Source organism: Ruegeria sp. I1, assembly GCF_056532675.1.
The window spans coordinates 682263-708500 of the sequence record NZ_JBQFNM010000001.1 but is presented as its reverse complement, the minus strand read 5'-3'; the positions used below and the strand labels follow the sequence as shown (position 1 = coordinate 708500).

Below are 26238 nucleotides of genomic sequence, written 5' to 3'. Positions count from 1 at the left end.
CACTGATCAGAATTGGAAAGGGCCGGTCATCGACCGGCCCTTTCTGTTCGCACCGCGGTTTGTGGGGAGACAGGCGGCACGCATCGGTATGCGTGAGTGGCGGAAGTCTTCCGAGGTCGGCTCAGCCGGTCATGACGTTGTTCCCGAAATGCATGAACTCCTCGCTCATTCCGGCAATTTCACCAGCTTCAAGCTGGAGGCTGGCGCTGTCGAGCATCTGGTAACTCTGCTGTCCTTTGACCCAATCATCGGCGGATTGCAGTGTGGTCAGTGTGTAAGACGTGACCTCGTTCAGGTAATGGGTCGGGATGATGACCTTGGGTTTGAGCTTAGAAACGATGTCATTGCCCTGATCAAAGCTGAGAATGTGTTCTGAACCATCCACTGGCAGTGTCAGAACATCGACCTGCCCGATAGCATCCCAGAACTCCTGCGGCGGGTTATGGCGGTTGTCGCCCCAGATCAACGTACGGATGCCGCCGGTTTCGACCAGATAGACCACCATATCCATATGGCCGACATTGTTCGGCGGGCAGGCTTCCACCCCGAACTCGGCGAGCGCATTCGTCCAGTCATACCATCCAGGTGCAACGCAAGCGTGTTTATCGGCAAAGCCCGTGATCTTGACGTCGGCAAACTCGAAATTGCCCACCATCCGGTCCAACACCATGGTCGAGCTTGGACGCTCAATCGCATCATGGTCAAAATGCGCATGGGTCGACAGCGTGATGTCCACAGGGATTTGCGGGAATTCATTGCGGAACCAAAGTCCCCAGGCACCAGACGGATCATCGCGCCAAGGATCAAACAAAACAGTTGCCCCATTGGGTGAAGTGATTTTGATTGCACAATGACCGTAGTAATCGATGCCTACAGCCCCGGTGCTGGCCTGGCCGGTGGACCCCTGAAGATCAATCACATGATTGTTGTTACCCGGCTGTAGCCAGGCCTGCGATTGCGCCTCTGCTGGTTTTGCGCCAAGAACCGAAGCTGTTGCGCCGACGCCCGCTGCGCCCGCTGCCATAAAGAAAGACCGGCGCGACAACCCCGGTGCCAGATGATCCCTGTCCCCTTTCAGGAGCGTGGGTTTCAGATCTTTGCGATCCATTTTGATGTACCTCTCTGTTGGTTGTGTGCAGTTAGTCCGCACCTCTCGGCAGAGGGTAACAAGTCAAAGCATATGGGCTCAGACCGGAAAATTGAGGGTGAAATATGGGGACAAACCCCATATTCGAACATCACGAAATCGAGAGCAGATGGCTGCGTAGGTTCTTATCGCGCCCTTCAAGGCCCAGTTTGCGACGGATGTTGTTGCGGTGAAAATCGATGGTCGACGTTTCCCGCGACAGCGCTTTGGCTATGTCTTTGGTTGTCTTTCCGAACATCACCATCTGTGCGATTTCAATCTCGGTCGGAGTCATCACGGCGAAGGCATCCGTGAGTTCGTCAGAGAGTGATGACGTAATCTCGTTCAGGTTTTTCTCAGCCAATTCAAGGTATACGCATTGCGCTTCGTCCTCTGAAAGCTGAGCACGCACCTTTTCGAGATATGGCAATACGCGGCTACGCACCTGATCGACAATTTCGTGATCTCGGCTTTTACGGTCATCATCCAAACTGGACAACAAAACACGCAATGCTGTGTTCGTTTCTTGCAACTCGCGGGTGCGATCCGAAACGCGGGTTTCGAGCTGCGCCAGTGTCTCGTTCAGTTTTTCTTCCAGGGCGCGGCGCAGGTAAACCTCTTGCAACAAGGCCAAATCCGACTCGACCATACGCGCAAACTGCGTAAGACCTTCGCGGAACAACAACGCGCGCCTGTTTTGCTTGCGGTCCAGAACACAGATTGTGCCGAACAGCGATCCATCCGGCCATTTCAACGGCAAGCCGATGTAAAATGTCATACCGTGTTCAAGGTCGTCATTGTCTGCCCAAACCGGATCGCAGGCGGCATCCTTGACCACCAGTTCTGCGTCGCGTTGTAGAACGCCGTGACAATAGAGTTTCGGATTAAGCTGAAAACTCATACCGACGGGATATGGGTTTTCTGGATGATCTGATGTGATCAAAACCGCATGATCTGGCGCATCGGTTCTCATGATCAGGCTTGCTGGAACATCCGCCAGCTCTGCAACCAGATCCACAAGCTGTTGCCAGTTGGCCAGTGTTTCCTTGGGAATCTGAGGGTGATCAACAGGCATGAGGGGTCTCACCAATTGGTGGGCAATACACCCTTTCAGGTTAGTTGGTCCATCGGTGAAAGATCAAGAATAGGGCGCTCTGCGTCGCAGCATCAGGGCTTAACCGCCCCAGATTACTTTTACATAGTTCTGGGTTTCCTTGTACGGCGGGATACCGCCGTGCTTTTCAACCGCTTTGGGGCCAGCGTTGTAGGCGGCCAGAGCCAAGGGCCAGGATTTGAACTTGCGATATTGCCAGGACAAATACCGCGCGCCGCCTTCCAGGTTCTGTTTGGGGTCATGCGGATTCACGCCCAGCAGTTCAGCCGTTTGTGGCATCAGCTGCGCCAGACCCAGCGCCCCTTTGTGCGACTTTGCATGCGGATTCCAGCCGCTTTCCTGTTGCACGAGACGCAAAAACAGCTCCTCGGGGATGCTATGAAGACGGGCGGCTTGCCGCGCCATGGTCAGATATTGGCCGCGATAGCTGCCGGTATAGCGTTTGGCGAAACTGCCTTGCGGGGTCTTTGGTTTCAAACGTTCGGACCCGCGATACTGCGTGGCAGCGCGGCCATCCAACACTTTGGATTGTTTCAGGAAAATATCCATTCGACTTTTGGTCGACAAGGTATCCGCCTGCGCAGTGCCCGACAGCAGCACAATGCCCAGAACCGTTAAACCAACACACACAGAACGCATCAAAGCTTATCCCGCTCGCTCAAAAATCAGTCGGAGTATAGGTATTCCAGTCAAAAATGAAAGCTTGGTTAAGGCCGGGACGGGATTTCTTGCCGAACGATAGTGTGATCAATCATGTTTTAACCATGACGCAGGCGATATAGGGTCGCAGAGATATCCGGCGTCAGATTCGGCGCATTCAAAGTAATACAGAACGGGGAAATACATGGCGGGTTCAGTCAACAAGGTCATTCTGGTCGGCAATCTTGGCCGCGATCCCGAGGTGCGGTCGTTTCAGAACGGTGGCAAAGTGTGCAACCTGCGCATCGCCACATCCGAGAACTGGAAAGACCGTAATACTGGCGAGCGTCGGGAACGGACGGAATGGCATTCTGTGGCCATCTTCTCGGAACCGCTGGCTCGTATTGCCGAGCAGTATCTGCGCAAGGGCAGCAAGGTCTATATCGAAGGTCAGTTGGAAACCCGCAAATGGCAGGACCAGTCCGGGCAGGATCGTTACTCGACCGAAGTTGTTCTGCGGCCCTATCGTGGCGAACTGACCCTACTGGACAGCCGTGGCGAAGGTGGCGGTGGTGGCCAGTCGGGTGGTTATGGCGGCGGTCAGGCCGGTGGCGGCTATGGCGATCCCTATGGCGGCCAATCCAATGCCCCTGCCCCGGCATCCGGCGGAATCGACGACGACGAGATTCCGTTCTAAGCAAAACGGAGACAACGCATGACATGGTCCTTTTCGCTCGGCCGACTACTCGGGTCCGAACTTAGGGTCCATGTCACCTTCTTCCTTCTGCTCGCCTGGGTCGGGTTTGCGGCCTATTCCAGCGGCGGCTGGCCAGCGGCCGTCGACAATCTGCTCTTTGTGCTGGCCCTGTTTGCCTGCGTCGTGGCGCATGAGTTCGGTCACGCCCTGATGGCCCGGCGCTTTGGCATCAAAACCCCTGACATCACCCTGTTGCCCATCGGCGGTCTGGCGCGGCTGGAGCGGATGCCAGAAAAACCGATGCAAGAAGTCCTCGTGGCCCTTGCAGGCCCAGCGGTGAATATCGTCATCTGGCTGGTGCTGGTTCTGCTTGGCGCAGGGATGTCGCTTGGGTCCTTCGCCGATCTGGATACGGCCAGTTTTGGGCTTTTGCAGCGGCTGGCTTACATCAATTTGCTGTTGGCGGCATTCAACATGATCCCGGCCTTTCCCATGGACGGGGGGCGTGTCTTTCGCGCCCTTCTGTGTCTGCGTATGGATCGCAGAACCGCCACCCGTATCGCCGCAGTCAGCGGCCAGATCGTCGCGGTTGGCTTCGGGTTCTGGGGGTTGAGTTCAGGCAATCCGGTTCTGGTTCTGATCGCAGTCTTTGTGTTCATCGCGGCCAATTCCGAAAATCAGGACGTCGCGCTTAGGTCAGTGGCACGGCGCGTTCTGGCACGCGACGCCATGATCACCGCGTTTCGCTCTCTATCACCTCAAGATACTTTGAACACAACGGCCGAGGCCGTGATCCACACAACTCAGCATGAGTTTCCGGTGCTGGAATCTGACGGGGCGCTGCTGGGCTTTGTCACACGCGATCGGCTGTTTGCAGCGATGGCCGGGGATCATCCGCGATCCGACCCGGCAACATCGATCATGGAGGCCGATATCCCCCAAGTCGCGCTGACCACAGGGCTGGAAACGGTGTTGGGCGAGTTGCACAAAGGCGCGCCTGCGGTCGCGGTGATGAGCCAAACAGGGAATATGATCGGCTATATCACACGCGAGAACATTGCCGAGTTGATGATTATAGGTGGACGCTGAATAGCGTTTCAGCGCGCTGCCAACGCATCCTGCAACACCGACATCACCGCATCGCGCGGTACGTCCGAGGTGACAAAAGCCTGACCGATCCCATGCGCCAAGATAAAGCGCAACTGACCGTCGATCACTTTTTTGTCCTGCGCCATCAGGTCGACCAGAGCCTTGGCATCCGGAAGCTCTCCGGGGATATCGGACAGGTCGGTTTTCATGCCCATGGCCTTGAGATGCGCCCGAACACGGCTTGGGTCTTCCTGCGAACACAGGCCAAGACGGGATGACAGCTCAAACGCCAGCGCACAGCCGATGGCAACGCCTTCGCCATGCAGCAGACGGTCGGAATAACCCGTCGCGGCCTCTAGTGCGTGGCAGAATGTATGGCCGAGGTTCAGCAACGCCCGGTCACCCTGCTCGGTCTCATCCCGCGCGACGATGTCAGCCTTCATCTGTACCGAGCGTGTGACCGCCTTGACTCGCGCGGCCATATCACCAGTCGAAACATCTGGGCCGTTGGCCTCAAGCCAGTCAAAAAACGCGGCATCGCCCAGCAGGCCGTACTTGACGACCTCACCATATCCAGACAGGAAATCCCTCTGGGTCATCGTGCCCAGAACCGAGGTGTCGGCCAGCACAAGCGAAGGCTGATGAAACGCGCCGATCAGGTTCTTGCCCTGCGGCGCGTTGATCCCGGTTTTTCCACCCACCGAACTGTCGACCTGCGCCAACAGAGAGGTTGGGATTTGAACAAACCGTACGCCACGGCGCAACACGGCGGCGGCAAAGCCCGCAAGGTCTCCGATTACGCCACCGCCCAAGGCAACAACAACATCGCGGCGTTCGACTTTTTCGGCCAGCAGCCATTCAACGGCGCGTTCAAAATGCGGCCAGCTTTTGGTCGCCTCACCTGCGGGTAGTGCAAGCGCAGACATCTGAATCCCGGCAGCAGCCAAACCGTCACGCAGCGCATCCAGATGCAGCGCTGCCACGTTTTCATCGGTCAGAACGGCAACCTTGAGGCGATGCAGCAAAGGCGCGATCCGTGCGCCCGATTGCGCCAGCAGATCGTGGCCAATCTCGACATCATATGCGCGTTCGCCCAGCTCTACATGTACGGTTTGATGCATTTATTTTCGTTCCAAAACATCCGGGCGAGCCAACAAGGCCTCGACCACGCGGTCCACCATATTGTCGATTGAGGTTTCGCCATCCGAGTCCGCGATCAGATCGGCCTTGGCATAAATCGGAACGCGATCCTCGTACAGGGCCTTGAGCGTGGCGTATGGATCGGCGGTGTGCAACAAGGGGCGCGTATCCTTGTGACGCACCCGGTTCCAAAGCACAGTCAGATCCGCGCGCAGCCAAACCGCTGCGCCGCGTTCACTGATCATCCTGCGATTTTCGGCAGACATAAACGCGCCACCACCGGTGGAGAGTATCCCCCGCTTCTCATCCAGCAAACGACCAATGACCTGAGTTTCCTTCTGACGAAAAAACGGCTCTCCATCGCGTTCGAATATTTCGGGGATTGTCATGTTGGCCGCCGATTCGATTTCGGCATCGCTATCGAGGAACGGAACGCCCAGCCGTGCGGCCAAGGCCCGGCCCACAGCTGTCTTTCCGGCCCCCATCATCCCTACAAGCACAACCGTTTTGTGCAGATCATATGATGATCCGTCATCCGCAAGTCGCGTGTTATGCTTAATTTCGCTCATTTCATCGTGAATGACGTGATCTTAGAAAAAATGCCAGTTATAACTTGGCCAAAATCAAAAATTGAGGCAGCGTGACGCCATGGGCCGTCTGATCAAGTTCCTGATATATATAATTTGCCTGTGCTTCATCGGGCTCGTGGGCTATGCCTATATCGGCCCGTTCTTTGGGGCCGATTTCTCGGCCCCTCAAAGCGAAATCCGTGAGCCGGTTACTCTGGATGTCGACTAAGCACATTGCGGTGGCAGTGCTGTTGGCCGGGGCCGCGCACGCGCAGGAGCCCCTGTCGGCGATCGAATGGCTGACCGAACCGCCAGAAAACTTACCCGGCACAGTCCTACTGGAACCGCCCGTAACCCAAAATGGAATTCAGCCCGAGGTCGAGGTGACGCCGCTTGAGGCACTGTCTCAGCCGCTGGGCCTTGTGTCATCCACGGTCACCGGGCTACCGGTCGACCTATGGCAGGGCAGCGATCCCGCGCGTCTGGCTGAACTGATCGCGCGCGTTCCGGTCAAGACCAACCCGGCCATGCAGCGCCTGCTGTTTACGCTTCTGCTGTCGGAATCCCGTGCGCCAGCTGGGCCAGGTGCTGAGGAAGCCCTTTTACTGGCCCGGCTGGATCGTTTGATACAGCTTGGCGCCGCTGATCCCGCGCAGTCGCTTGTTCAACTGGCCGGCCCTACTGACACGATGGCGCGGTTTCAACGCTGGTTCGATGCCACGCTGCTGACCGGGGATGAGGATCGCAGCTGCACTGCTCTGATCGCGCAGCCGCACCTGTCCTCTGACTATGCGGCGCAGATCTTCTGCAAGGCCCGCCGGGGGGATTGGGCGTCTGCCGCTCTGACGCTTGAGGCCGCACATGCGCTGAGCCTGCTGCCGCCAGAGGAATTGGACCTTCTAGACCGGTTTCTCAGTCCCGAACTCTATGAAGACGCAGCCTATCTTCCTCAACCTGACGACCCGAACCCCCTGACCTTCCGCCTGTTCGAAGCGATCGGGGAGCGGTTGCCCTCGGCCCCGTTGCCCCGCGCCTTTGCCAATGCGGACCTGCGCGATGTGGCTGGTTGGAAAGCTCAGATCGAAGCTGCTGAGCGCCTGACCCGGATCGGCGCGCTGACACCCAACCAATTGCTTGGGCTTTATACCGAGCGTGAGCCAGCCGCTTCGGGCGCAGTCTGGGACCGGGTGTCAGCGATTCAACAATTCGAAAGCGCTCTGAAAACCGGCAATGCTGAGGCAATCGGCAAGACACTGCCCCCTGTCTGGGACCAGATGCGCGGCGTCGGGCTGGAGGTTCCGTTTGCCGAGCTGTTCGCCGATCAGTTGGCGCGCGTAACCCTGCCAGTGCCCGCAACAGACGCGCTGCGGTGGCGCATTCTGATGCTGTCCGAGCTTTATGAACAGGCCGCTATGTCCCCGCCAGACACATCGACCGAAACGCAGTTCCTGACCGCCCTTGCGCAAGGCGATCCGGGGCGTGCAATCTCTCCGTCACCCTTGGCGGATGCGGTGTCACAGGGGTTCCAATGGGCAGCTCCAGTTCCGCCGGATATCGACGCTTTGCTGGATCAGGGCCAATTGGGTGAGGCGCTGCTGGAAGCCATGCAGATGTTCGCACATGGCGCACGTGGGAACCTTGTGGACCTGTCTGCCGCCATCGCTGCTTTTCGACGTGTCGGTCTGGAGGACACGGCAAGACGCGCCGCCTTAACCCTTTTGATCCTGCAACGGTGATCGTGATGAGCGCGCCAGCCTCTCATGAATTGTGGATTTCTACCTTTCTACAGGCGCAAGCGGCCGAGCTTGGGGCAGCAACCAACACGCTGCTGGCCTATGGGCGCGACCTGAAGGATTTTGCCGCATGGCTGGAACATCGGAAGATTGCGCTAGGTGACGCAGACCGCGACCAGATCGAAGCCTATCTGATCGATTGCGACGCCCAAGGCTTATCGAAATCCACCCGCGCACGCCGTCTGTCAGCGATCAAACAACTCTTTCGATTTGCCTTTGAAGAAGGATGGAGAGACGCCAACCCCGCAATTCAGATCAAAGGCCCCGGCCGATCTAAGAGGCTGCCAAAAACGCTGGATGTCGCTGAAGTGGATCGCCTGCTTGAGGCCGCACGTACGACCGGGCGCAGCGCATCAGACCGGATCCGGAACACCTGCCTGATGGAGTTGCTATACGCCACCGGCATGCGCGTGACCGAACTGGTTTCGCTGCCCGTCTCCTCGGCGCGCGGTGACCCGCGTATGCTATTGGTTCTGGGCAAAGGCGGTAAAGAACGCATGGTGCCGCTGTCCCCACCCGCCCGCGACGCGCTGGCCGATTGGCTGGTGCAGCGCGATGAGGCTGAAGAGAGCGCACTTGAGAAAGGCGGGCAGAAATCACGGTTCCTGTTCCCCTCGCGCGGGAAATCGGGGCACCTGACACGGCACCGCTTCTTTCTTCTAGTCAAGGACCTGGCGGTTGCTGGCGGCGTTTCCCCTGCAAAGGTCACGCCGCACACGTTGCGCCATGCGTTTGCGACGCATCTTCTGGCCAATGGGGCTGATCTGCGTTCGATCCAGACCCTGCTGGGCCATGCCGATGTCGCCACGACCGAGATTTACACCCATGTGCTGGACGAACGACTGGCCGAACTGGTGTTAGAGCATCACCCGCTGGCGAAAGACCCCAAAGATCAGGGCTAAACCCTTGATCCATAGGGGCAGCATCCCCATAACGGGTGCAGAAACACGAACAACCAAGGACCGATGGAACCCACATCCTCTCTGATCGACGGCGCATTCTGGTTTACCACAGGCGCCATCTTGCTTTTGCTTTTTCTGTCAGGCTTCTTTTCCGGCTCGGAAACCGCGCTCACGGCCTCATCCCGAGGAAAACTGCGCGCGCAGGCCGACAAAGGCTCTCGCGGCGCGAAAAAAGCGCTGGAAATAACCGAAGATAATGAACGCCTGATCGGATCGGTTCTGCTAGGCAACAATCTGGTGAACATTCTGGCGGCCTCGCTGGCCACGGCCTTGTTCACGCGACTGTTCGGCGAAAGCGGCGTGGCGCTGGCGACGCTGGTCATGACCCTGCTGGTTCTGATCTTTGCCGAGGTTCTGCCCAAGACTTATGCTATCACCAACTCGGAAAAGGCGGCCTCGGCGGTTGCGCCGATCATTGGCGTCGTTGTCACCGTCTTCTCGCCCATCGTGGCCGCTGTACGCTTGTTGGTGCGTGGGGTTCTTCGCCTGTTCGGCGTTCGGATTGACCCCGACAGCAATATCCTTGCTGTAAGGGAAGAGATCGCAGGCGCCCTGCAGCTGGGTCATTCCGAAGGTGTGGTCGAGAAAGAAGACCGCGACCGGATTCTTGGGGCACTCGACCTGGGCGACCGGGTGGTGGAAGAAATCATGCTTCATCGCTCGAACATCGAGATGATCGACGCGGATGCCGCGCCCGAGGCGATCCTGAAGCAATGTCTTGAAAGTCAGCATACGCGCTTGCCCGTCTTTCGGGACGAGCCAGAAAACATCGTGGGCGTCGTCCACGCCAAAGACCTGTTCCGCGCCATGTATGCGCAGGTTGGCGGCACCGATGGTGATGCGGATCGGTTGAAATCCTTTGATATCGCCAAGGTCGCAAATGACCCGTATTTCGTTCCGGAAACCACCACTTTAGATGACCAGATGCGTGAGTTTCTGCGGATGCACAGCCACTTCGCGCTTGTGGTGGATGAATACGGATCACTGAGAGGGTTGATCACCCTCGAAGACATCCTCGAAGAAATCGTGGGCGAGATCGCAGACGAATTCGATATCGAAGAAGATGTGCCAGTGACCCGATCCGAGGATGGGCAATACCTTGTCGAAGGGGCGATGACGATCCGCGACGCGAACCGCGCGCTGGATTGGTCCCTGCCCGACGAAGAGGCCAACACGCTGGCCGGGCTGGTGATCCATGAGGCTCAGATGATCCCTGTTGTGGGTCAGGTCTTCTCGTTCCACGGTTTCCGGTTCGAGGTGACGTCGCGCGAAGGCAATCGGATCACAGAGCTGAAGATCAGACCTCTTTCCACACTGTAACAAGCGCCAATCAGAGCGCATTGGTAAAAACTGATGCGCTCTAACCGACAAACTTTGTCGTATTTTCACATGCAGAACACCACCCTCCGATCAGACTGACCGCAATTCTGACGGAGGTATTCATGAAACTTCAAACCCGTGTGGCCGTGATCGGCGGTGGCGTTGTTGGCTGTTCGGTATTGTATCACCTGACCAAACTGGGTTGGTCAGACGTGATGCTGCTAGAACGGTCCGAGCTGACCTCGGGCTCGACCTGGCATGCGGCGGGCGGATTTCACACTCTGAACGGCGATACCAACATGGCGGCGCTGCAGGGCTATACAATTCGTCTGTACAAAGAGCTGGAAGAGATCACCGGCATGTCATGCGGGCTTCACCATGTGGGCGGGGTGACGCTGGCTGACAATCAGGATCGGTTCGACATGCTGCTGGCCGAACGCGCCAAGCACCGGTTCATGGGGCTGGAAACCGAAATCGTCGGCCCGGATGAGATCAAGAAAATCGCGCCGATCACCAATACCGACGGCATCATCGGTGCGCTCTATGATCCGCTGGACGGGCACTTGGACCCATCGGGCACCACCCATGCCAATGCCAAGGCGGCCCGAATGGGCGGTGCCACGATCGAGACCCATTGCATGGTGCGTGAAACGAACCAGCGTGCGGATGGCACCTGGGATGTGGTCACCGACAAGGGCACGATCCACGCCGAACATATTGTCAACGCAGGCGGCCTCTGGGCGCGCGAGGTCGGCGCGATGGCGGGTGTTTATTTCCCGCTGCACCCGATGGAGCATCAATATCTGGTCACAGACTCGATCCCCCAGATCGAGGCGATCATCGACGCGGGCGGAGAGCATCCGCACGTGATGGACCCTGCAGGAGAAAGCTACCTGCGGCAGGAAGGGCGAGGGTTGTGCATCGGGTTCTACGAACAACCCTGCAAGCCTTGGGCCGTGGATGGAACGCCGTGGGAGTTCGGGCATGAATTGCTGCCGGATGACTATGACAAGATCACCGACAGTATCGAGTTCGCCTATACCCGCTTCCCGGTTCTGGCCGAGGCCGGGGTGAAATCGGTGATCCATGGCCCATTCACCTTTGCGCCCGATGGCAACCCTCTGGTCGGGCCGGTGCCGGGGATGCGCAACTATTGGTCCGCTTGCGGTGTCATGGCCGGATTCAGCCAGGGCGGAGGTGTTGGCTTGATGCTGGCGCAATGGATGATCGAGGGCGAGCCGGAACGCGATGTCTTCGCCATGGATGTCGCCCGGTTCGGCAACTGGATCAGCCCCGGCTATACCCGCCCGAAAGTGATCGAGAACTACCAGAAACGGTTCAGTGTCGCCTACCCGAACGAGGAACTGCCCGCAGCACGCCCCAACCGCACCACGCCGATGTATGACATCTTCAGCGAACTGGGCGCGGTCTGGGGTCAGCAATATGGGCTGGAGGTGCCGAACTATTTCGCGCATGGCGATGAGCCGGGCTTTGAGACCCCCTCTTTCCGCCGCTCGGATGCATTCGAGGCGACGGGCCGCGAGGTCCGCGCCGTCCGCAACGGTGTTGGCATCAATGAGGTGCATAATTTCGGTAAGTACCGGATCGCGGGGCCACAGGCGCGGGATTGGCTGGATCGGATAATGGCCGGGCGGATTCCGCAGCCGGGGCGCCTGTCGCTCACACCGATGTTGTCGCACAAGGGCAAGCTGATCGGGGATTTCACTGTGTCTTGCCTGAGTGAGACCGAATTCCGCCTGACCGCCTCTTATGGCAGTCAGGCCTTCCACATGCGCTGGTTCCAGCAAAACGCAATCGATGGAGTTTCCATCGACAACATCAGCGATCAACTCAACGGCTTCCAGATCGCGGGCCCGAAGGCCGCGCAGGTCTTGTCGGCCTGCACACGTGAGGATATTTCGAACCTCAGATTCATGGATGTGCGCCAGATGACAATCGGCATGACGGACTGCATCGTACAACGGGTCAGCTACACCGGCGATCTGGGCTATGAGATCTATTGCGATCCGATGGCCCAACGACAGCTGTGGTGGACCTTGTGGCAGGCTGGGCAGCCGTTTGGCATAACGCCCTTTGGCATGCGCGCTATGATGTCCCTGAGGCTGGATAAGTTCTTTGGCTCGTGGATGCGGGAGTTCTCGCCCGATTATACTGCGGCTGAGACCGGGTTGGATCGCTTTATCTCATTTTCGAAGAACGCCGATTTCATAGGTCGCGCTGCTGCAGAAGCGGACCGCGCAGCGGGTGCTGCACGCAAACTTGTGGCCTTCGAAGTCGATGCGGCAGATGCGGACGTCAACGCCTATGAGCCAATTTGGCTGGAGGGCGCTGTTGTGGGGTTCTGCACCTCGGGCGGCTATTCCCACCACGCGCAAAAATCCATCGCCCTGGGGTTCCTGCCAACTGACCGTGCGCAGGACGGTCTGGAAGTTGAAATCGAAATCCTTGGGGATCTGCGCAAGGCCCGTGTGATCTCGACCCCGCTGTTTGATGCGGATGGCGCGCGCATGAGGGGATGACTTACCGCCACTGGGGCGGCATGTTGTCCACATGATACAGATACCAATCCTGCTGCTGGCCGCCGGGCAATCAAGCCGTATGCGCGGCGCCGACAAGTTGATGCAAGAGATTGACGGTATTCCCCTGTTACGACGCTCGGCTTCGACCGCGATGGCAGCTGGACCGGTCATTGTCGCGCTACCGCCACGGCCTCATCCCCGATACGAGGCATTATCAGGGCTTGATGTGCAGATCGCACCAATCCCTGATGCAGCCGAAGGTATGAATGCCAGCCTGCGAGGCGCTTTGGCCCTTGTCAGCCTCGATGCGCCTGCGGCCATGATTATGCTCGCAGACCTACCGGACCTGACGCTAGACGATCTGAAGGCGGTGCTGCGCGCTCGCGAGCGGAACCCGGACCATCTGATCTGGCGAGGTGCTACCCAAAGCGGCAAACCCGGTCATCCGGTTCTGTTCGACCAGAGCCTTTTTGCCACCTTATCGCAATTGACCGGAGATACGGGTGCGCAATCCGTCATACGTTCGAACGGTGCGCGCCTGTGCTTGGTGCCCCTTCCCGGTCGAAACGCGCTGTGTGACCTGGATACACCGGAAGACTGGGCGAACTGGCAAAAAGTTCGGGACGGCAATACCCTGTCCCCCAAATAGCTGCGACCCGGTTGTTGCCAACCGGGCCGCGTACCCAATAAAGGACTACCACTTTCTTCAATCTCAAATGCGCGACCTAACGCCAAACGGGCTGGTCGACTATGCTGCGAAACCTAAACAAGACCCCCTCGTTAACATGCAACATACACTACCTGAGATTGAGAACACCGTCGGCACCCCCTAGTGCTTTCGGCTCCCCCTCACTTGGGTAAGGTTATTTACCCCGATCTGATCTCTCAAAACAATATAAAATTGGGCAAAACGAACCAGTTCAGGACTGCTCTTCTGGCTTTTGAGCAACATCCCGCTTTTGTCAACATTACTATAAGTTGTATCCGAGATCAGGCCCTTGCAACGAAACACCATTTATGAGCACGCATAATTGACCCAAAGGCAATAAAAATAGCCGGTTAGTACATGAATTTCTGCACCAGCAAATTCGACGCTCAACCCAAGGAAGATCACATAATTTTCGGATTTTGGGTGGTGCGCATTGTCCTCAAAAGAAAGGCAATGCAATAGATTTGATTGTTTGACGCCGATTTTGGCAACAATCCACTGATTCTTCGACGCGACCACTTAGGACTCAACGAATCCTCGGGCGGCGATGATCTGCACTCAACTGCTCCTTTGTGGCAAAATTAAGTTTTCTTAACGAAACCATCAGGTAGCACACAGATTATCGGCATATCTCCGGCCTTAACGCGCGGTTGCAATCGCGTGAAACACACAGGAGACCTAAATGAGCATCCGTAAATCCTCGCTTCTATTGCCGCAGAAATCTGGCTGGATCGGCGCAAGCGCATTGGGCGCAGTGTTGCTTGCATCCACTGCCCTACCCGCGCTGGCGGATGAAGCGCTGGCTGATCTGGTCGAAACCGTATCCCCTTCGGTCGTGACCATCATCGCCGAACAGGACCCGACCACTAGCCCTGCATCCGGCCAAGACTTTGACCTCGACACCCATCCGTTTGGTGAATTTTTCAAGCGCTTCGGTGGGCCCGAAGGCTTCCAGGCACCACAGCGCGGTCCGGCACAGGGTTTGGGATCGGGATTTGTGCTGGATGAGGCCGGGTACATCATCACAAATCACCATGTTGTCGACAATGCCACAACCGTAACCGTGCGCCTGAACGATGACCGGAGTTTTGAGGCCGAAGTGATCGGCACCGACCCGCTGACCGATATTGCCGTTTTGAAGATTGATGCGGGTGAAGCGCTGCAAGCCGTCGAACTGGGCAACAGCGATATCATCCGTGTGGGCGAAGATGTGGTAGCCATCGGCAACCCGTTCGGGCTCAGCTCGACCGTGACCACAGGGATCGTATCGGCAAAGGGCCGCAACATCTCGCAAGGGCCATATGCCGAGTTCATTCAGACAGATGCCGCAATCAACAAAGGCAATTCCGGCGGCCCCCTGTTCAACATGGAAGGCGAAGTTGTTGGCGTGAACTCGGCCATCTATTCGCCAAGTGGCGGGTCTGTTGGTCTTGGCTTCGCCGTGACCTCGAACATCGTTGAACATATCGCAGCCGACCTGCGCGACGATGGTCAGGTCAGCCGTGGCTGGCTGGGTGTTTCGATCCAGAATGTCAGCCCGGAACTCGCGGCTGCCCTTGGCATCGAAAAATCGACCGGTGCGCTGGTTTCAGATGTTGTGGCTGGCAGCCCAGCGGAAGGCGTCTTGCAACAAGGTGACGTTATCCTGAGCTTCAACTACGAAGCCGTTGATAACAGTGGCGATCTGCCGCTTTTGGTTGGCACCACCAAGGTGGGCACTGAAAGCACGCTGACCGTGCTGCGCAATGGTGACCAGCAAGAACTTCAGTTGACCATCGGCCAGCATCAATCGGCATCGGCCGAGGCGGATATTCCGGTCGATCCCGAGGTCTCGGGCACCCAACTGGGCGTGACCGTCGCGCCGCTGACCGATACCGCACGGGCCGAGATGGGTGTGGCACAGGGTGTCGACGGCGTGGTTGTGACTGATCTGCAACCAGACAGCCCGGCGGCTAAGGCCGGTCTGCAGCGTGGTGATGTCATTGTCAAACTGGGCAGCCAGGACACGCTGACACCCGACGCGCTCAAGGCAGCGTTGGACAGCGAGAAAACCGACCCGGCCCTGGTGCTGATCAATCGCGGCGGCAACCAGATTTTCGTTGCGGTCGAGATCGCCTGAACCAAACCCGCGCACGCCACATGATGGGGATATTTGGCGTGCGCCTCCCGGCCGGATTGATTTGTCCGCGATCCGCCGGGCGTGCCGGGTGCGCGAGGCTGCACCCGGCACAGAGTTGTTGATGCAGCCCCGTCAAAACCATGTGCTTTGTACGGAAATTGTGTTTAAATTCCGATAGAAAGGAACCCGATCATGAGCCGACGCCTTCTGATTGTTGAAGATGACGAAGACACACGGGACTTCATCGCCAAGGGCTTTGGCGAAGAAGGATATGTGGTCGAGGTTGCCGCTGATGGCCGCGAGGGTCTGTATCACGCCACTGATGGTGGATTCGACGCCGTCGTGCTGGACCGGATGCTGCCCGGGTTGGACGGGCTATCCCTGATCAAATCCATGCGCGCAGCCGGTTTGAAGACACCGGTTCTGATGCTGACCGCGATGAGTGCGGTGGATGAACGTGTGAAGGGGCTCAATTCGGGCGCGGATGACTATCTGGTCAAACCCTTCTCGTTTCAGGAACTGCATGCGCGGATCGAGGCGCTTTTGCGCCGTCCGCAGGAATCGGAAGAAACGCCAACCCTGACCTGCAAAGACCTTGAAATGGATTTGCTGACTCGCAAAGTCACGCGCGACGGGCATGAGATCACTCTGACCCCGCGCGAGTTCCAGATTCTGGAGTACTTCCTGCGCCGCAAGAACCGCGTCGTGTCACGCACCATGCTGCTGGAAGGCGTTTGGGATTATCACTTCGACCCGAACACCAATGTTGTCGACGTCCATATCTCGAAACTGCGCCGCCAATTGGATGAGGGTGGCGAAGCACCGTTGATTGAAACCGTCAGAGGTTCAGGCTACATGATGTCTGATGGATAACCTTCGGCTTTCCCTGAATAATTCCCGAACACGGCTCGTTCTGGCCAGTATGGTGCTCAGCATATTTTTGACGGCAACCGTACTGGCACTGGTCTATTTTACAGCCAATCGCAGCATTGAATCCGAAACCCGTTCGGTCGTTTCGGCGGAACTGACAGGGCTGGCCGATGAATATGAACGCCGCGGGTTGATCGGTTTGATCACAGCCATCGAACGCCGCCTTCCCAGTGCCTCAGAACGCGACGCGCTGTACCTGCTGACGGATCGGTTCGGCAACAAGCTGGTTGGAAACCTCAAGCAATGGCCCGAACATATCACGGCTGGCAGTGGCTGGGTAGAACTGGAACTGCGGCGCGCTGACAACGACCAACTCGTACCGGTCTCAGCCGCCTCAATCCGCCTGCCCGGCCAAGAGCGTCTGATCGTCGGGCGAGATGCTGTTGCGCGTCAGCAATTTGATCGGGTTCTGCTGCGATCCGTGGCGCTGGCCCTTGTCATCGCGATGGTTCTGAGCGTGCTCACCGGATGGCTGTTCACCCGCTTGGTCTTTTCCCGCCTGTCGGACATCGCCAGCACTGCAGAAAACATCGTCTCGGGTGATCTGTCCCGACGTATGCGCCTGCGCGGCACTGGAGACGAGTTTGATCAGGTTGCAGGGACGTTGAACAACATGCTCGACCGGATCGAGGAGCTGATCAGCAACCTGCGCACGACATCAAATTCGATTGCGCATGATCTGCGATCCCCCCTGTCGCGTCTAAAACAACGGGTCGAGGCGCTGTCTGACCCGGGCAAAAGCGAACAAGAGCGCGAGGCTGATATCGCCCGCGCTACTTTGGAAATCGACCACGTTTTGCGCGTGCTGGGGCAGCTGACCGAAATTTCACGGGCTGAGGCCGGCTTGGGCCGCGAACAGTTTGAAGAGGTCGATCTACAGCACCTCGTTGGCGATGTGATCGAACTCTACGACCCGGTTGCCGCTGATCAGAACATCCAGCTCAAGGTCGAAGGAGAGGCCGCACCAGTGCAGGGTCACCGCCCGTTGCTATCACAAGCGCTGTCGAACCTGTTGGAAAACGCAATGCGCTATGCTCCCAAGAACACAACTGTTACCATCACAATTGGTGAGGACGACCAGTTCGCCCAGCTCAGCGTGCGCGATCAGGGGCCAGGCGTCCCCGCCAAAGACCTGCCCCGCCTGCAATTGCCTTTTGTCACGCTCGACCCTGCCCGGACCGAGCGTAATGCCGGGCTTGGCCTGGCGCTGGTTGCTGCGATCACGCATATGCATGGGGGGAAGTTCGTGGCCCGCAACTGTGATCCGGGCCTTGAGGTTACGCTGAACCTGTCGCGCTGAGCCTAGGCAGGTGCTCCATCAATGGCCAAGTTCTTGTTTTTATAGCGTTTATCTTCGGTCACGTCAGCGCCAAACCACGCGGGCGGTGTGAAACCAAGTGCCTCGGATTCGCTGGAAAATTCCACTTCGACTAGCCGCAATGGTGCCAACGCACCCTGAAAGATATCCAGCTCGAACTCCCGCCCATCTGGCAAACTGTTGGTAAAGCGTTCTTTTTCAACCCGTCGACCCTCGGTTTCGGGCCAAAAGGTTTCGAACTGTTCAGCGGACATCTCGGTCTCACGCTCCACCCGAACCAAACCGCCTGCACTTTTGAGTGTCAGGAAATACTGGTCATTCTTTTGCCGCAGGCGCAGTTCGGTCGAATCCTCGGGGGCCGTCAGATAGCCCTGTCGCACCACAGCCTTTTGAGCGCCGCTCAGGTCTGGCAGGTTGTTGACCAGAAACTTACGTTCGATTTCTTTGCTCATTTGGTCGAAACCACCCCGTTTTCCAACTCGTTGTAAAGTGCCTGATAGGCCGCCCCTGCCGCACCGCGCGGGGCATAGGTCACCACCGGTGCGCGATGTTGACCCATCTTTTCGATATCTGCCGCAAATGGAATGCTGCTGCGCATGAAGCGCTTGCGATAGGCTTTGCGCATCTTCTCCATCGTCTGCTGATGTAACGTTTTGCGCTGCTGCACCATTGAAAAGAACGCTTTCAGCTTCTTCTTCGGCAGTTTGTGCTGGTCGAAGAACCCAACCAGCTGCTCAAAGGTACGCTCTGATAACGTTGTCGGGATCACCGGCACAACGATCTGGTCTGCGGCCTTAAAGATGTTTTCGGACAGGGTCGAAAAGTTGGGCGGACAGTCCAGAATGATGACATCATAGTCACTGCCCGCAGCCATCAGCGCCTTCTTCAAGCGCGATCGGCTGTTCCGCATCCGCGACAGAAACACATCAAAATCACGATAGGTCAGGTTCGCGGGCAGAATATCCAGCCCTTCGAAATCACTGGCGCGAATGGCGCTGGTGAAACGTTTAACATCCTCGAAAAACCGCGCATCCGTCAGCTTCTTCGAAGGTTTCACACGGAAATAGAACCCCGAGGCCCCTTGTGGATCGAGATCGCACAGCAAGACCAGCTTGCCCGCCGCTGCATAGGCGTGGGCCAGATTGACCGAAGTGGCGGTTTTTCCAACACCGCCTTTGTTGCTGTAACAGGCAATGATTCTCATTCCTCACTCCTTGGACCGATGAAACAGGTGGCGAAACAACTGGCGCGTTTCTGGGGCATCGAACTGCTGGAAATTGGCGATCACACGGTCACGCTCGGCCCGTTGCCGTTGATCCAGCACCGCGATCAGCCCACCGACCGCTAGACCGATCTTTACATCAACGCGTCCTTGGGCGTTGGATTGCTGCGCGGAGAACTGCTGCAACGCCTCTTGCTGGACCGAGTAGTCATTGAACAGGCCCAGATTATCCTGAAGCTTTTTCAACGGCTTAAGGATCGATTTGAAGTCTCTCGCATCGTAAAGAGGCGCAAAGAACTCCATCAGATAGCGCAGTTTCTTACAATCGATCCGCAGATCATGCACAGTCTCATCCGGTGTTTCAGGCGTGATGCTGCGCGCAATCTTGCAGACCTTACGATAGCGCTTCCAGATCAGGGCGCAAGCGTAGTCATAGGCCCCGCGCTGCGCATTTGGCCCCGGTTGCAGACCCTCGGTGGTGCTAAACAGCGCCGTTAGCTCTGCCATCTGACTTTGATAGGCTTTGCTGCGTAACCTGCGGGTCAGCCGCGAGAGTTCCTGCATGCGTTCCTTCTGGAATTGCCCGAACATGGCATCCAGTCCCGGGTGAAGTGTGTGCGGCACAAGGCTGTAATATATGTCTTTTTCCAGAAGATAGACATCCAAATCCCGCACGCGCCCGGTCGGGGTCATCATATCTGAGAAGGTCTTTTTTAGCGTAGCGGTCTGATCGTCAGAGAAAACCCCTTTGAACAAGCTGATGACAGATCGTATTCGGCGCAGAGAAACACGGTAATCATGCAGGAATTCGGTGTCGATATCAGCGATAGCTCCGTTTTCATTTTGCCGCGCAACTTTCAGAAAAGTAAAGATAATATCAGTAGCCACCTGAAGTGAAGGCTCTGATCGTCCCAAAGTGATCTCGGGCTTTGCCCGATATGGGGCCTCATCCGGCTCCAAGGCTTGAACAATCGCAGACAGGTCAGCTCTGTCCGAGCCAGCCGCCAACATCGCGTCGCAGGCGCGGAGGTAGACCTTGTCATATCCCCGCAATCGACTGAGGCGAATAATCGTCGCCTGCCCGTTTACCGTCGACAAAACCGTGACGCGACCACGCACCTGGGTTTTCTCGAGATCATCCAGAACGGCAAGGCTGCCCTCCTCGACCTCGCCCGAGGCAATTGCCATCAGCGCGCGCAGTTTCGGAAATCCTTTCAAAGCGTCGCGCAGCGGGCCGTCTGGCAAGTCTTGTACAAAACGCCTTTGGCCCTTGCATCTTTGGCTCAAACGCGTGCCTTGGCCATCCAGCAGGTGCAATGACCCGCCGAACTCCAGCAACATCCGACCGGATGCGCGGATCGACTGGTCATGACAATCCAGCAGAACAAAGGGCTTGGAAGCCCGTTCCGGATCATATCGCAGGTTCAGCCCGACAAACTCAGATGGATCAAACGCGCCACGCAGGACAAACAACGTCTCTGTCTCTAATCTCATGAGGACATGAAATCTTCAGATCCGTCGGAACACAAGCAAAACCGGAATGCGTCAATGCTGGGGTGACAGCGCTTGGTTGGACGTTTAAACCAAACCCATGTCCGAACCTGTGTCCTCGATCAGAAATCTTGGCCCCGCCTTCGAAGAAGCTTGCGCCCGTGCGGGGATACACTCCGCGCAGGACCTACGTGAACTGGGCGCGGATGAGGCCTATACCCGACTGTTACAGGCCGGAACCAAGGCACATTTCATCGGGTACTACGTGTTGGTCATGGGTCTTCAGGGTCGCCCATGGAACGATTGTAAGGGCGAAGAGAAGAAGCAATTACGCGAAAGGTTTGACGCGATCAAAGCCGGCGCCAAACCCGCAGCGGAAAGCCAGTTGGTCTCAGACCTGAACGCGATCGGGGTGCGCGTGTCCGCAAGTGATCTGAAACAGGTTTGAACGAAAAAGGCCGCCCCAAACGGAGCGGCCCGAAATCAGCAGGAAACGCTGGCTTAGCCGACTAGTTCGATACCCGAGAAGAAATATGCGATCTCAACTGCAGCCGTCTCCGGCGCGTCCGACCCGTGGACCGAGTTTTCACCAACCGATTCAGCGAATTCGGCGCGGATGGTGCCGGGGGCTGCGTCTGCGGGGTTGGTTGCGCCCATGACTTCGCGGTTCTTGGCAATGGCGCCTTCGCCTTCCAGAACCTGAACAACAACCGGAGCCGACGACATGAATTCACACAGTTCGTCATAGAACGGACGCTCGGCGTGGACGTCATAGAATTTGCCTGCCTGAGCTTTGGTCATGTGGATGCGCTTTTGTGCCACGATGCGCAGGCCGGCTTCTTCGAACTTGGCATTGATCTTGCCAGTCAGGTTACGGCGGGTTGCATCAGGTTTGATGATCGAGAATGTGCGTTCCAGTGCCATTTTGGCCTCTCCTTACAATGTGACGCGGGGCCCGCGCCGAAATCCATCGCGCGCCGCGTATCACGGTATTTGCCTTATGAAAAGTGTTATGATGGTTCACGGCTCAGATCGCCTGGGGCAGCGGGTCGATCCTGTCCAACCTGCGGACGTAAAGCACCGCCAAAAGGCCAGCAAAACTGCTGCCGCTCATCATGCTCAGCACCAGATACGGGCCATTTTCGGGGCTGACGAATGCACCCGTCATCGAGGTCAGGATGGCACCAAGCGCCACGACCATCGCCCCGGACAACCCCGCAGCGCTTCCTGCCAGTTTGGGCCGGACCGACATCGCTCCGGCCGAGGCATTGGCGTTGGTCAAACCATTGCCAAATCCCACACAGATGGCCGACCCGAAAAACACCCAGACTGAGCCGTGACCGCCTACAAACAACAATAAACCGAAGAACGGTCCAACCGAGGCCACGATCCGTCCACATAGGATCATCGTGGTTAGCCGGGTGTGCGCCGCGATGCGTCCAGTGACAAAATTGCCCACCATGAAGCCACCTGTGATGATCCCGATCCCTAAGCCCAGCATCGCCGGGCTGAGGTCGAACCACGCAGCGGCGACCAGGGGCGCGCCAGTGATGAAGCTGTAGAACCCGCCGATCGAAAACGCGGCACATAGTGCATAACCCCAAAATCGACGGGCGCGAAATAAATGCGGGTACTCTTTCAATTGCGCGACCAAGGTTGATGAACGGTCTGTGTTGGTCTCTCCCATGTCGAACCACAGCAAGGCCAACAGCCCTGCCCCCAGAACCGAATACAAAACGAACCCCGCGCGCCAGCCGAACAGCATGTCCAGCGCGCCGCCCAGCATTGGACCCAGCATAGGCGCGAGCGCCATGGCCATCGCAACATATCCTAGCTTGCTGGCGGCTTCGTTGGGCGGATATCGATCCCGGATCGAGGCACTGGACAGAACCGACCCGGCTACGACGACGGCCTGCAACAGCCTGAAACCCAGAAAAACCCAGATCGACTCGGCCAGCGTGCATCCGATTGACGCGATCACGAAGACGGTCATGCAGATCAACAGAACCGGCCTGCGCCCAAACCGATCTGACAGCGGCCCCATGATGAGTTGCAGCACCGCCGAGACGGCCAGATATCCAGCCACTGACAAGTTCACGAGGCCATAGTCGACCGCGAAGTCGTCGCTCATATGCGCCAGCGACGGCAAGAACATATTCAGCGACAACACGGAAAGTGCGGTGGCGAAGATCAACGTGATCAGATGTGGAGGCGTCCGGGCCGCGCGCATGTCGAAAACCGTGTCAGAAAAACAAACGACACAGCGCTAACACATTGCCCGGCGCTTGAACATGCCAAGCCGCTGGCGGCTGCATTGAGGCTCTGCTAAGAGCGCGTCATGCTACGGATCGAAGACATCACTTACGCCGTCGAAGGCCGCCCGTTGTTTGATGGGGCCAGCACGACCATCCCAGACGGTCACAAGGTTGGCCTTGTGGGGCGCAACGGAACCGGCAAGACCACCCTATTCCGCCTGATCCGGGGGGAATTGGCGTTGGAATCCGGCGCTATCTCGATCCCGAAACGCGCGCGGATTGGTGGGGTGGCGCAAGAGGTGCCCTCATCCGATGTCTCGCTGATCAATACCGTTTTGGCGGCTGACACAGAACGCAGCGCGCTGATGGTTGAGGCCGAAAGCGCCACGGACCCTGCTCGTATTGCTGATATTCAAACCCGTCTGGCCGATATCGATGCCTGGTCGGCCGAAGCTCGGGCAGCGTCGATCCTCAAAGGGCTCGGGTTCGGCGATGAAGACCAACTAAAACCCTGCTCGGATTTCTCGGGCGGCTGGCGGATGCGTGTGGCGTTGGCGGCGGTGCTGTTCTCGCAGCCCGACCTGCTGCTTTTGGACGAACCGACCAACTATCTGGACCTTGAAGGCGCGCTGTGGCTGGAAAGCTATCTGGCGAAGTATCCGCATACGGTCATCATCATCAGCCACGACCGGGGGCTGCTGAACCGCGCCGTGGGCTCGATCCTGCATCTGGAAGACCGCAAACTCACCTACTACGCGGTGCCCTATGACAAATTCGCCGAACGCCGCGCTGAACGTTTGGCGCAGGCAGAATCCGAGAACGCAAAGGCCAAGGCACGCATCGCGCATTTGCAAAGTTTCGTGGATCGCTTCCGCTATAAGGCATCCAAGGCCGTACAGGCGCAGTCGCGCCTTAAAATGATTGAACGCATCCAACTGGTCTCGACCCCGCAAGAGGCAGCCCTGCGGGCGTTTTCTTTCCCGGAACCCGAGGAACTCTCGCCCCCAATTATCCAGATCGAAGGCGGCGTAACGGGCTATGGCGAGACCGAGGTCCTGCGCCGCCTGAACCTGCGTATTGATCAGGACGACCGGATCGCGCTGCTGGGCAAGAACGGTCAGGGCAAATCGACGCTCTCCAAGCTGCTGTCCGACCGCCTGCCCCTGATGGCGGGCAAGATGAGCCGTTCCAACAAGCTGCGCATCGGCTATTTCGCTCAGCATCAGGTGGATGAGTTGTATGTGGACGAGACCCCTCTGGACCACCTGCGCCGCCTGCGCCCGGACGAGGCTCCGGGCAAGTGGCGCTCGCGTCTGGCCGGGTTCGGGTTGAACGCGGATCAGGCGGAAACCAAGGTGGGGCGTCTGTCGGGCGGTCAAAAGGCGCGGCTGTCCCTGCTGCTGGCCACCATCGACGCACCGCATATGCTGATCCTGGACGAGCCGACCAACCATCTGGACATCGAAAGCCGCGAAGCGCTGGTCGAGGCGCTGACCGCCTATTCCGGCGCGGTTGTGCTGGTCAGCCATGACATGCACCTGCTGTCGCTGGTGGCGGACCGGCTATGGCTGGTCTCGGACGGGACGGTCAAGCCGTTCGATGGCGATCTGGAAGCCTATCGTTCCCTGCTGCTGGCCCGCGACAAGCCGGTGAAGGCCAAGCCGCAAACGGCGAAACCCAAGCGCCCCTCGCGCGAGGCGATGCTGGCCCTGCGCGCCGATCTGCGCAAATGCGAGGACCGGATTGAGAAACTGACAGATATGCACGACAAGCTGTCGGCCAAACTGGCGGACCCGGCCTTGTACGAAGATGACAAGATCAACGATTTGGAAACCTGGAACCGCAAATTTGCCGAAGTCACCGAGGCGATGCAAAAGGCCGAAACCCTTTGGGTTGCCGCCGCAGAAAGGCTGGAACAGGCCGAGAGTGCCGCATGATTGACGCCGCCTTCTTCATCACGGCCTTCACCACCTTGTTCGTTGTGATCGACCCGTTCGGCACTGCGCCCATTTTTGTCGCCATGACACAGGATATGGACGCGCGCACCCGGCGGCGAACGGCTTATCGCACCTGCGTTGTGGCCTCGGGCATCCTGATCGCCTTTGCCGCCTTTGGTGAGGCCGTACTGGGTTTCGTTGGCATTTCGATGGAGGCGTTCAAGGTCGCAGGCGGCGCTCTGCTGTTCCTGACTGCGCTGGACATGCTGTTCGAACGCCGCACCAAACGGCGCGAGGACCGGGCCGAGGAAGAGGAACACAACGATCCGTCCGTCTTTCCGCTCGCCATCCCTCTGGTCGCCGGGCCGGGATCGATTGCGACCATTATTCTGCTGTCCGGGCAGCATCCGGGCATTCAGGGAATTGCTGCGGCAGTGGCCGTAATGCTGGCCGTCATGGCGGTGGTGCTGTTGTTCTTCCTGTCGGGCGGTCTGATCGCCCGCATTCTGGGCAAAACCGGGCTGAACGTGTTGACCCGGTTGTTGGGTATGCTGCTGGCCGCCCTGTCGGTGCAGTTCATTCTGGATGGCCTCAAGGCCTTTGGTTTTGCGTCCTAAATCCCCATATAGAGGGTCAGAACCAAGGATAAGGGCAGCAGTATGAATGGCGACGATATCGGGCGTTTGGTGTATCTGGTCGTGCTTGGCGCGGCCATATTGCTGTGGTTTGTCGCCCAGAACCGCCAATCTCTGAACAAGACCCTTCAACAGGTGATGGCCTGGGTGTTCATCTTTGTGGGCGTCATCGCGGTCATTGGCTTGTGGGAGGATATCCGGTCCTCGGTCGGCCCTGCCCCGCAAATGGCCGTCACCGGCGACACGATCGAGGTTCCGCGCGCGCAGGACGGGCATTATTATCTGCCTGTCACGGTGAACGGCGAGCCTATTGTCTTCCTTGTGGATACCGGGGCCAGCCAGATCGTCCTCAGCGCGCAGGATGCGGAACGCGTGGGCATCGATCCGGATCAGCTGAACTATTTCGGGCGCGCGATTACCGCGAACGGCGAGGTCCGGACCGCGCCCGTGCGGCTGGATAGCCTGGAACTGGGGCCGATCACGGACCGCAATGTCTCGGCCTGGATCAATGAAGGTGAACTGCATCAGTCACTGCTGGGCATGGATTACCTGCATCGGTTTTCGAACATCCAGTTCACCGATGGCCGGATGATCCTGTCACGTTAGGCGCGTTCGCAACTTGAGAACAAAGTA

The 26238-nt window shown here is 57.9% G+C and carries 25 protein-coding genes; 15 read left to right on the top strand and 10 right to left on the bottom strand.

Features of this window, described 5'->3' with window-relative positions; all coding sequences use genetic code 11:
- Window positions 1-121: 121 nt before the first annotated feature.
- The 3 genes from ACR0DH_RS03545 to ACR0DH_RS03535 form a co-directional block, all read right to left on the bottom strand.
- Window positions 122-1108, bottom strand: a complete 987-nt coding sequence (locus tag ACR0DH_RS03545) for an MBL fold metallo-hydrolase (protein WP_480547215.1) — start codon at window positions 1106-1108, stop codon at window positions 122-124.
- Window positions 1109-1238: 130 nt separating this feature from the next.
- On the bottom strand, window positions 1239-2201 hold the full coding sequence (locus tag ACR0DH_RS03540; protein ID WP_480547213.1) for a LuxR C-terminal-related transcriptional regulator: 963 nt from the start codon (window positions 2199-2201) through the stop codon (window positions 1239-1241).
- Between the two features lie 99 nt (window positions 2202-2300).
- The gene (locus ACR0DH_RS03535; RefSeq protein ID WP_480547211.1) at window positions 2301-2879 is read right to left on the bottom strand and encodes a lytic transglycosylase domain-containing protein; all 579 of its coding nucleotides are present in this window, start codon (window positions 2877-2879) and stop codon (window positions 2301-2303) included.
- 205 nt (window positions 2880-3084) lie between these two features.
- Here ACR0DH_RS03535 and ssb point away from each other — a divergent pair, with 205 nt between their 5' ends.
- Both ssb and ACR0DH_RS03525 read left to right on the top strand, forming a co-directional pair.
- The gene (gene ssb, locus ACR0DH_RS03530) at window positions 3085-3576 is read left to right on the top strand and encodes a single-stranded DNA-binding protein (protein WP_480542891.1); all 492 of its coding nucleotides are present in this window, start codon (window positions 3085-3087) and stop codon (window positions 3574-3576) included.
- Window positions 3577-3594: 18 nt separating this feature from the next.
- Entirely contained in the window at window positions 3595-4665 is a 1071-nt protein-coding gene (locus ACR0DH_RS03525) for a site-2 protease family protein (RefSeq protein WP_480547209.1), read from the top strand.
- Window positions 4666-4673: 8 nt separating this feature from the next.
- Here ACR0DH_RS03525 and aroB read toward each other — a convergent pair whose 3' ends face one another.
- Window positions 4674-5786, bottom strand: coding sequence for a 3-dehydroquinate synthase (gene aroB / locus ACR0DH_RS03520; protein ID WP_480547207.1), 1113 nt, complete (start codon window positions 5784-5786; stop codon window positions 4674-4676).
- Window positions 5787-6374 carry a shikimate kinase gene (locus tag ACR0DH_RS03515; RefSeq protein WP_480542885.1) on the bottom strand — a complete coding sequence of 196 codons (588 nt, stop codon included), beginning with the start codon at window positions 6372-6374 and terminating at the stop codon, window positions 5787-5789.
- A 79-nt stretch (window positions 6375-6453) separates the two neighbouring features.
- Between ACR0DH_RS03515 and ACR0DH_RS03510 the strand changes: the two genes are divergently transcribed.
- From ACR0DH_RS03510 to ACR0DH_RS03470, 9 genes are all read left to right on the top strand, one after another.
- On the top strand, window positions 6454-6603 hold the full coding sequence (locus ACR0DH_RS03510; RefSeq protein ID WP_170530159.1) for a hypothetical protein: 150 nt from the start codon (window positions 6454-6456) through the stop codon (window positions 6601-6603).
- Entirely contained in the window at window positions 6593-8110 is a 1518-nt protein-coding gene (locus ACR0DH_RS03505; protein WP_480547205.1) for a hypothetical protein, read from the top strand. The genes ACR0DH_RS03510 and ACR0DH_RS03505 overlap by 11 nt, the downstream gene beginning before the upstream one ends.
- A 5-nt stretch (window positions 8111-8115) precedes the next feature.
- The gene (locus ACR0DH_RS03500) at window positions 8116-9069 is read left to right on the top strand and encodes a site-specific tyrosine recombinase XerD (RefSeq protein WP_480547203.1); all 954 of its coding nucleotides are present in this window, start codon (window positions 8116-8118) and stop codon (window positions 9067-9069) included.
- A 63-nt stretch (window positions 9070-9132) separates the two neighbouring features.
- Complete coding sequence (locus ACR0DH_RS03495; protein WP_480542879.1) at window positions 9133-10449, top strand: HlyC/CorC family transporter; 1317 nt, start codon at window positions 9133-9135, stop codon at window positions 10447-10449.
- 122 nt (window positions 10450-10571) lie between these two features.
- Window positions 10572-12989 carry a GcvT family protein gene (locus tag ACR0DH_RS03490; RefSeq protein ID WP_480547201.1) on the top strand — a complete coding sequence of 806 codons (2418 nt, stop codon included), beginning with the start codon at window positions 10572-10574 and terminating at the stop codon, window positions 12987-12989.
- A gap of 31 nt (window positions 12990-13020) precedes the next feature.
- Entirely contained in the window at window positions 13021-13638 is a 618-nt protein-coding gene (locus ACR0DH_RS03485) for a nucleotidyltransferase family protein (RefSeq protein ID WP_480547200.1), read from the top strand.
- A 742-nt stretch (window positions 13639-14380) separates the two neighbouring features.
- Window positions 14381-15817, top strand: a complete 1437-nt coding sequence (locus ACR0DH_RS03480) for a Do family serine endopeptidase (RefSeq protein WP_480547198.1) — start codon at window positions 14381-14383, stop codon at window positions 15815-15817.
- Window positions 15818-16009: 192 nt separating this feature from the next.
- Window positions 16010-16690 (top strand): response regulator transcription factor, encoded by a 681-nt coding sequence (locus tag ACR0DH_RS03475; RefSeq protein WP_480547196.1) that lies wholly within the window; start codon window positions 16010-16012, stop codon window positions 16688-16690.
- Complete coding sequence (locus ACR0DH_RS03470; protein ID WP_480547194.1) at window positions 16683-18047, top strand: ATP-binding protein; 1365 nt, start codon at window positions 16683-16685, stop codon at window positions 18045-18047. Before ACR0DH_RS03475 ends, ACR0DH_RS03470 begins: the two co-directional genes overlap by 8 nt.
- 2 nt (window positions 18048-18049) lie before the next feature.
- Here ACR0DH_RS03470 and ACR0DH_RS03465 read toward each other — a convergent pair whose 3' ends face one another.
- Genes ACR0DH_RS03465 through ACR0DH_RS03455 form a run of 3 tightly spaced genes read right to left on the bottom strand, consistent with a single transcriptional unit; the run spans window position 18050 to window position 20781 of the window.
- Entirely contained in the window at window positions 18050-18517 is a 468-nt protein-coding gene (locus ACR0DH_RS03465; RefSeq protein ID WP_480547192.1) for a CYTH domain-containing protein, read from the bottom strand.
- Window positions 18514-19269: a ParA family protein gene (locus ACR0DH_RS03460; RefSeq protein WP_480547190.1), complete on the bottom strand. Its 756-nt coding sequence runs from the start codon at window positions 19267-19269 to the stop codon at window positions 18514-18516. The genes ACR0DH_RS03465 and ACR0DH_RS03460 overlap by 4 nt, the downstream gene beginning before the upstream one ends.
- A 3-nt stretch (window positions 19270-19272) precedes the next feature.
- Window positions 19273-20781 carry a CHAD domain-containing protein gene (locus tag ACR0DH_RS03455; RefSeq protein WP_480547188.1) on the bottom strand — a complete coding sequence of 503 codons (1509 nt, stop codon included), beginning with the start codon at window positions 20779-20781 and terminating at the stop codon, window positions 19273-19275.
- Between the two features lie 97 nt (window positions 20782-20878).
- Between ACR0DH_RS03455 and ACR0DH_RS03450 the strand changes: the two genes are divergently transcribed.
- Entirely contained in the window at window positions 20879-21226 is a 348-nt protein-coding gene (locus tag ACR0DH_RS03450) for a TfoX/Sxy family protein (RefSeq protein ID WP_480542863.1), read from the top strand.
- Between the two features lie 53 nt (window positions 21227-21279).
- Here the strand turns inward: ACR0DH_RS03450 and ndk are convergent, their stop codons facing one another.
- Together ndk and ACR0DH_RS03440 are read right to left on the bottom strand one after the other, a co-directional pair.
- Entirely contained in the window at window positions 21280-21702 is a 423-nt protein-coding gene (gene ndk, locus ACR0DH_RS03445) for a nucleoside-diphosphate kinase (RefSeq protein WP_008757405.1), read from the bottom strand.
- 103 nt (window positions 21703-21805) lie between these two features.
- Window positions 21806-23008, bottom strand: coding sequence for a multidrug effflux MFS transporter (locus ACR0DH_RS03440; RefSeq protein WP_480547186.1), 1203 nt, complete (start codon window positions 23006-23008; stop codon window positions 21806-21808).
- A gap of 108 nt (window positions 23009-23116) precedes the next feature.
- Here ACR0DH_RS03440 and ACR0DH_RS03435 point away from each other — a divergent pair, with 108 nt between their 5' ends.
- Genes ACR0DH_RS03435 through ACR0DH_RS03425 form a run of 3 tightly spaced genes read left to right on the top strand, consistent with a single transcriptional unit; the run spans window position 23117 to window position 26211 of the window.
- Complete coding sequence (locus tag ACR0DH_RS03435) at window positions 23117-24970, top strand: ABC-F family ATP-binding cassette domain-containing protein (RefSeq protein ID WP_480547184.1); 1854 nt, start codon at window positions 23117-23119, stop codon at window positions 24968-24970.
- Entirely contained in the window at window positions 24967-25587 is a 621-nt protein-coding gene (locus tag ACR0DH_RS03430; RefSeq protein ID WP_170630185.1) for a MarC family protein, read from the top strand. Before ACR0DH_RS03435 ends, ACR0DH_RS03430 begins: the two co-directional genes overlap by 4 nt.
- 42 nt (window positions 25588-25629) lie before the next feature.
- Window positions 25630-26211, top strand: a complete 582-nt coding sequence (locus ACR0DH_RS03425; protein WP_480547182.1) for a retropepsin-like aspartic protease family protein — start codon at window positions 25630-25632, stop codon at window positions 26209-26211.
- The last annotated feature ends 27 nt before the right edge of the window (window positions 26212-26238 follow it).

Excerpts from the sequence above, each read along its gene's own strand:
- ACR0DH_RS03490 (WP_480547201.1), top strand. The coding sequence starts at position 10,572 with ATGAAACTTCAAACCCGTGTGGCCGTGATCGGCGGTGGCGTTGTTGGC.
- ACR0DH_RS03500 (WP_480547203.1), top strand. The coding sequence starts at position 8,116 with ATGAGCGCGCCAGCCTCTCATGAATTGTGGATTTCTACCTTTCTACAG.
- ACR0DH_RS03475 (WP_480547196.1), top strand. The coding sequence starts at position 16,010 with ATGAGCCGACGCCTTCTGATTGTTGAAGATGACGAAGACACACGGGAC.
- ACR0DH_RS03455 (WP_480547188.1), bottom strand. The coding sequence starts at position 20,781 with ATGAGATTAGAGACAGAGACGTTGTTTGTCCTGCGTGGCGCGTTTGAT.
- ACR0DH_RS03545 (WP_480547215.1), bottom strand. The coding sequence starts at position 1,108 with ATGGATCGCAAAGATCTGAAACCCACGCTCCTGAAAGGGGACAGGGAT.
- ACR0DH_RS03425 (WP_480547182.1), top strand. The coding sequence starts at position 25,630 with ATGAATGGCGACGATATCGGGCGTTTGGTGTATCTGGTCGTGCTTGGC.
- ACR0DH_RS03465 (WP_480547192.1), bottom strand. The coding sequence starts at position 18,517 with ATGAGCAAAGAAATCGAACGTAAGTTTCTGGTCAACAACCTGCCAGAC.
- ACR0DH_RS03450 (WP_480542863.1), top strand. The coding sequence starts at position 20,879 with ATGTCCGAACCTGTGTCCTCGATCAGAAATCTTGGCCCCGCCTTCGAA.
- ACR0DH_RS03470 (WP_480547194.1), top strand. The coding sequence starts at position 16,683 with ATGGATAACCTTCGGCTTTCCCTGAATAATTCCCGAACACGGCTCGTT.
- ACR0DH_RS03535 (WP_480547211.1), bottom strand. The coding sequence starts at position 2,879 with ATGCGTTCTGTGTGTGTTGGTTTAACGGTTCTGGGCATTGTGCTGCTG.
- ACR0DH_RS03430 (WP_170630185.1), top strand. The coding sequence starts at position 24,967 with ATGATTGACGCCGCCTTCTTCATCACGGCCTTCACCACCTTGTTCGTT.
- ACR0DH_RS03495 (WP_480542879.1), top strand. The coding sequence starts at position 9,133 with ATGGAACCCACATCCTCTCTGATCGACGGCGCATTCTGGTTTACCACA.
- ACR0DH_RS03515 (WP_480542885.1), bottom strand. The coding sequence starts at position 6,374 with ATGAGCGAAATTAAGCATAACACGCGACTTGCGGATGACGGATCATCA.
- ACR0DH_RS03525 (WP_480547209.1), top strand. The coding sequence starts at position 3,595 with ATGACATGGTCCTTTTCGCTCGGCCGACTACTCGGGTCCGAACTTAGG.
- aroB (WP_480547207.1), bottom strand. The coding sequence starts at position 5,786 with ATGCATCAAACCGTACATGTAGAGCTGGGCGAACGCGCATATGATGTC.
- ssb (WP_480542891.1), top strand. The coding sequence starts at position 3,085 with ATGGCGGGTTCAGTCAACAAGGTCATTCTGGTCGGCAATCTTGGCCGC.
- ACR0DH_RS03505 (WP_480547205.1), top strand. The coding sequence starts at position 6,593 with ATGTCGACTAAGCACATTGCGGTGGCAGTGCTGTTGGCCGGGGCCGCG.
- ACR0DH_RS03435 (WP_480547184.1), top strand. The coding sequence starts at position 23,117 with ATGCTACGGATCGAAGACATCACTTACGCCGTCGAAGGCCGCCCGTTG.
- ACR0DH_RS03460 (WP_480547190.1), bottom strand. The coding sequence starts at position 19,269 with ATGAGAATCATTGCCTGTTACAGCAACAAAGGCGGTGTTGGAAAAACC.
- ACR0DH_RS03485 (WP_480547200.1), top strand. The coding sequence starts at position 13,021 with ATGATACAGATACCAATCCTGCTGCTGGCCGCCGGGCAATCAAGCCGT.
- ACR0DH_RS03510 (WP_170530159.1), top strand. The coding sequence starts at position 6,454 with ATGGGCCGTCTGATCAAGTTCCTGATATATATAATTTGCCTGTGCTTC.
- ndk (WP_008757405.1), bottom strand. The coding sequence starts at position 21,702 with ATGGCACTGGAACGCACATTCTCGATCATCAAACCTGATGCAACCCGC.
- ACR0DH_RS03540 (WP_480547213.1), bottom strand. The coding sequence starts at position 2,201 with ATGCCTGTTGATCACCCTCAGATTCCCAAGGAAACACTGGCCAACTGG.
- ACR0DH_RS03480 (WP_480547198.1), top strand. The coding sequence starts at position 14,381 with ATGAGCATCCGTAAATCCTCGCTTCTATTGCCGCAGAAATCTGGCTGG.
- ACR0DH_RS03440 (WP_480547186.1), bottom strand. The coding sequence starts at position 23,008 with ATGCGCGCGGCCCGGACGCCTCCACATCTGATCACGTTGATCTTCGCC.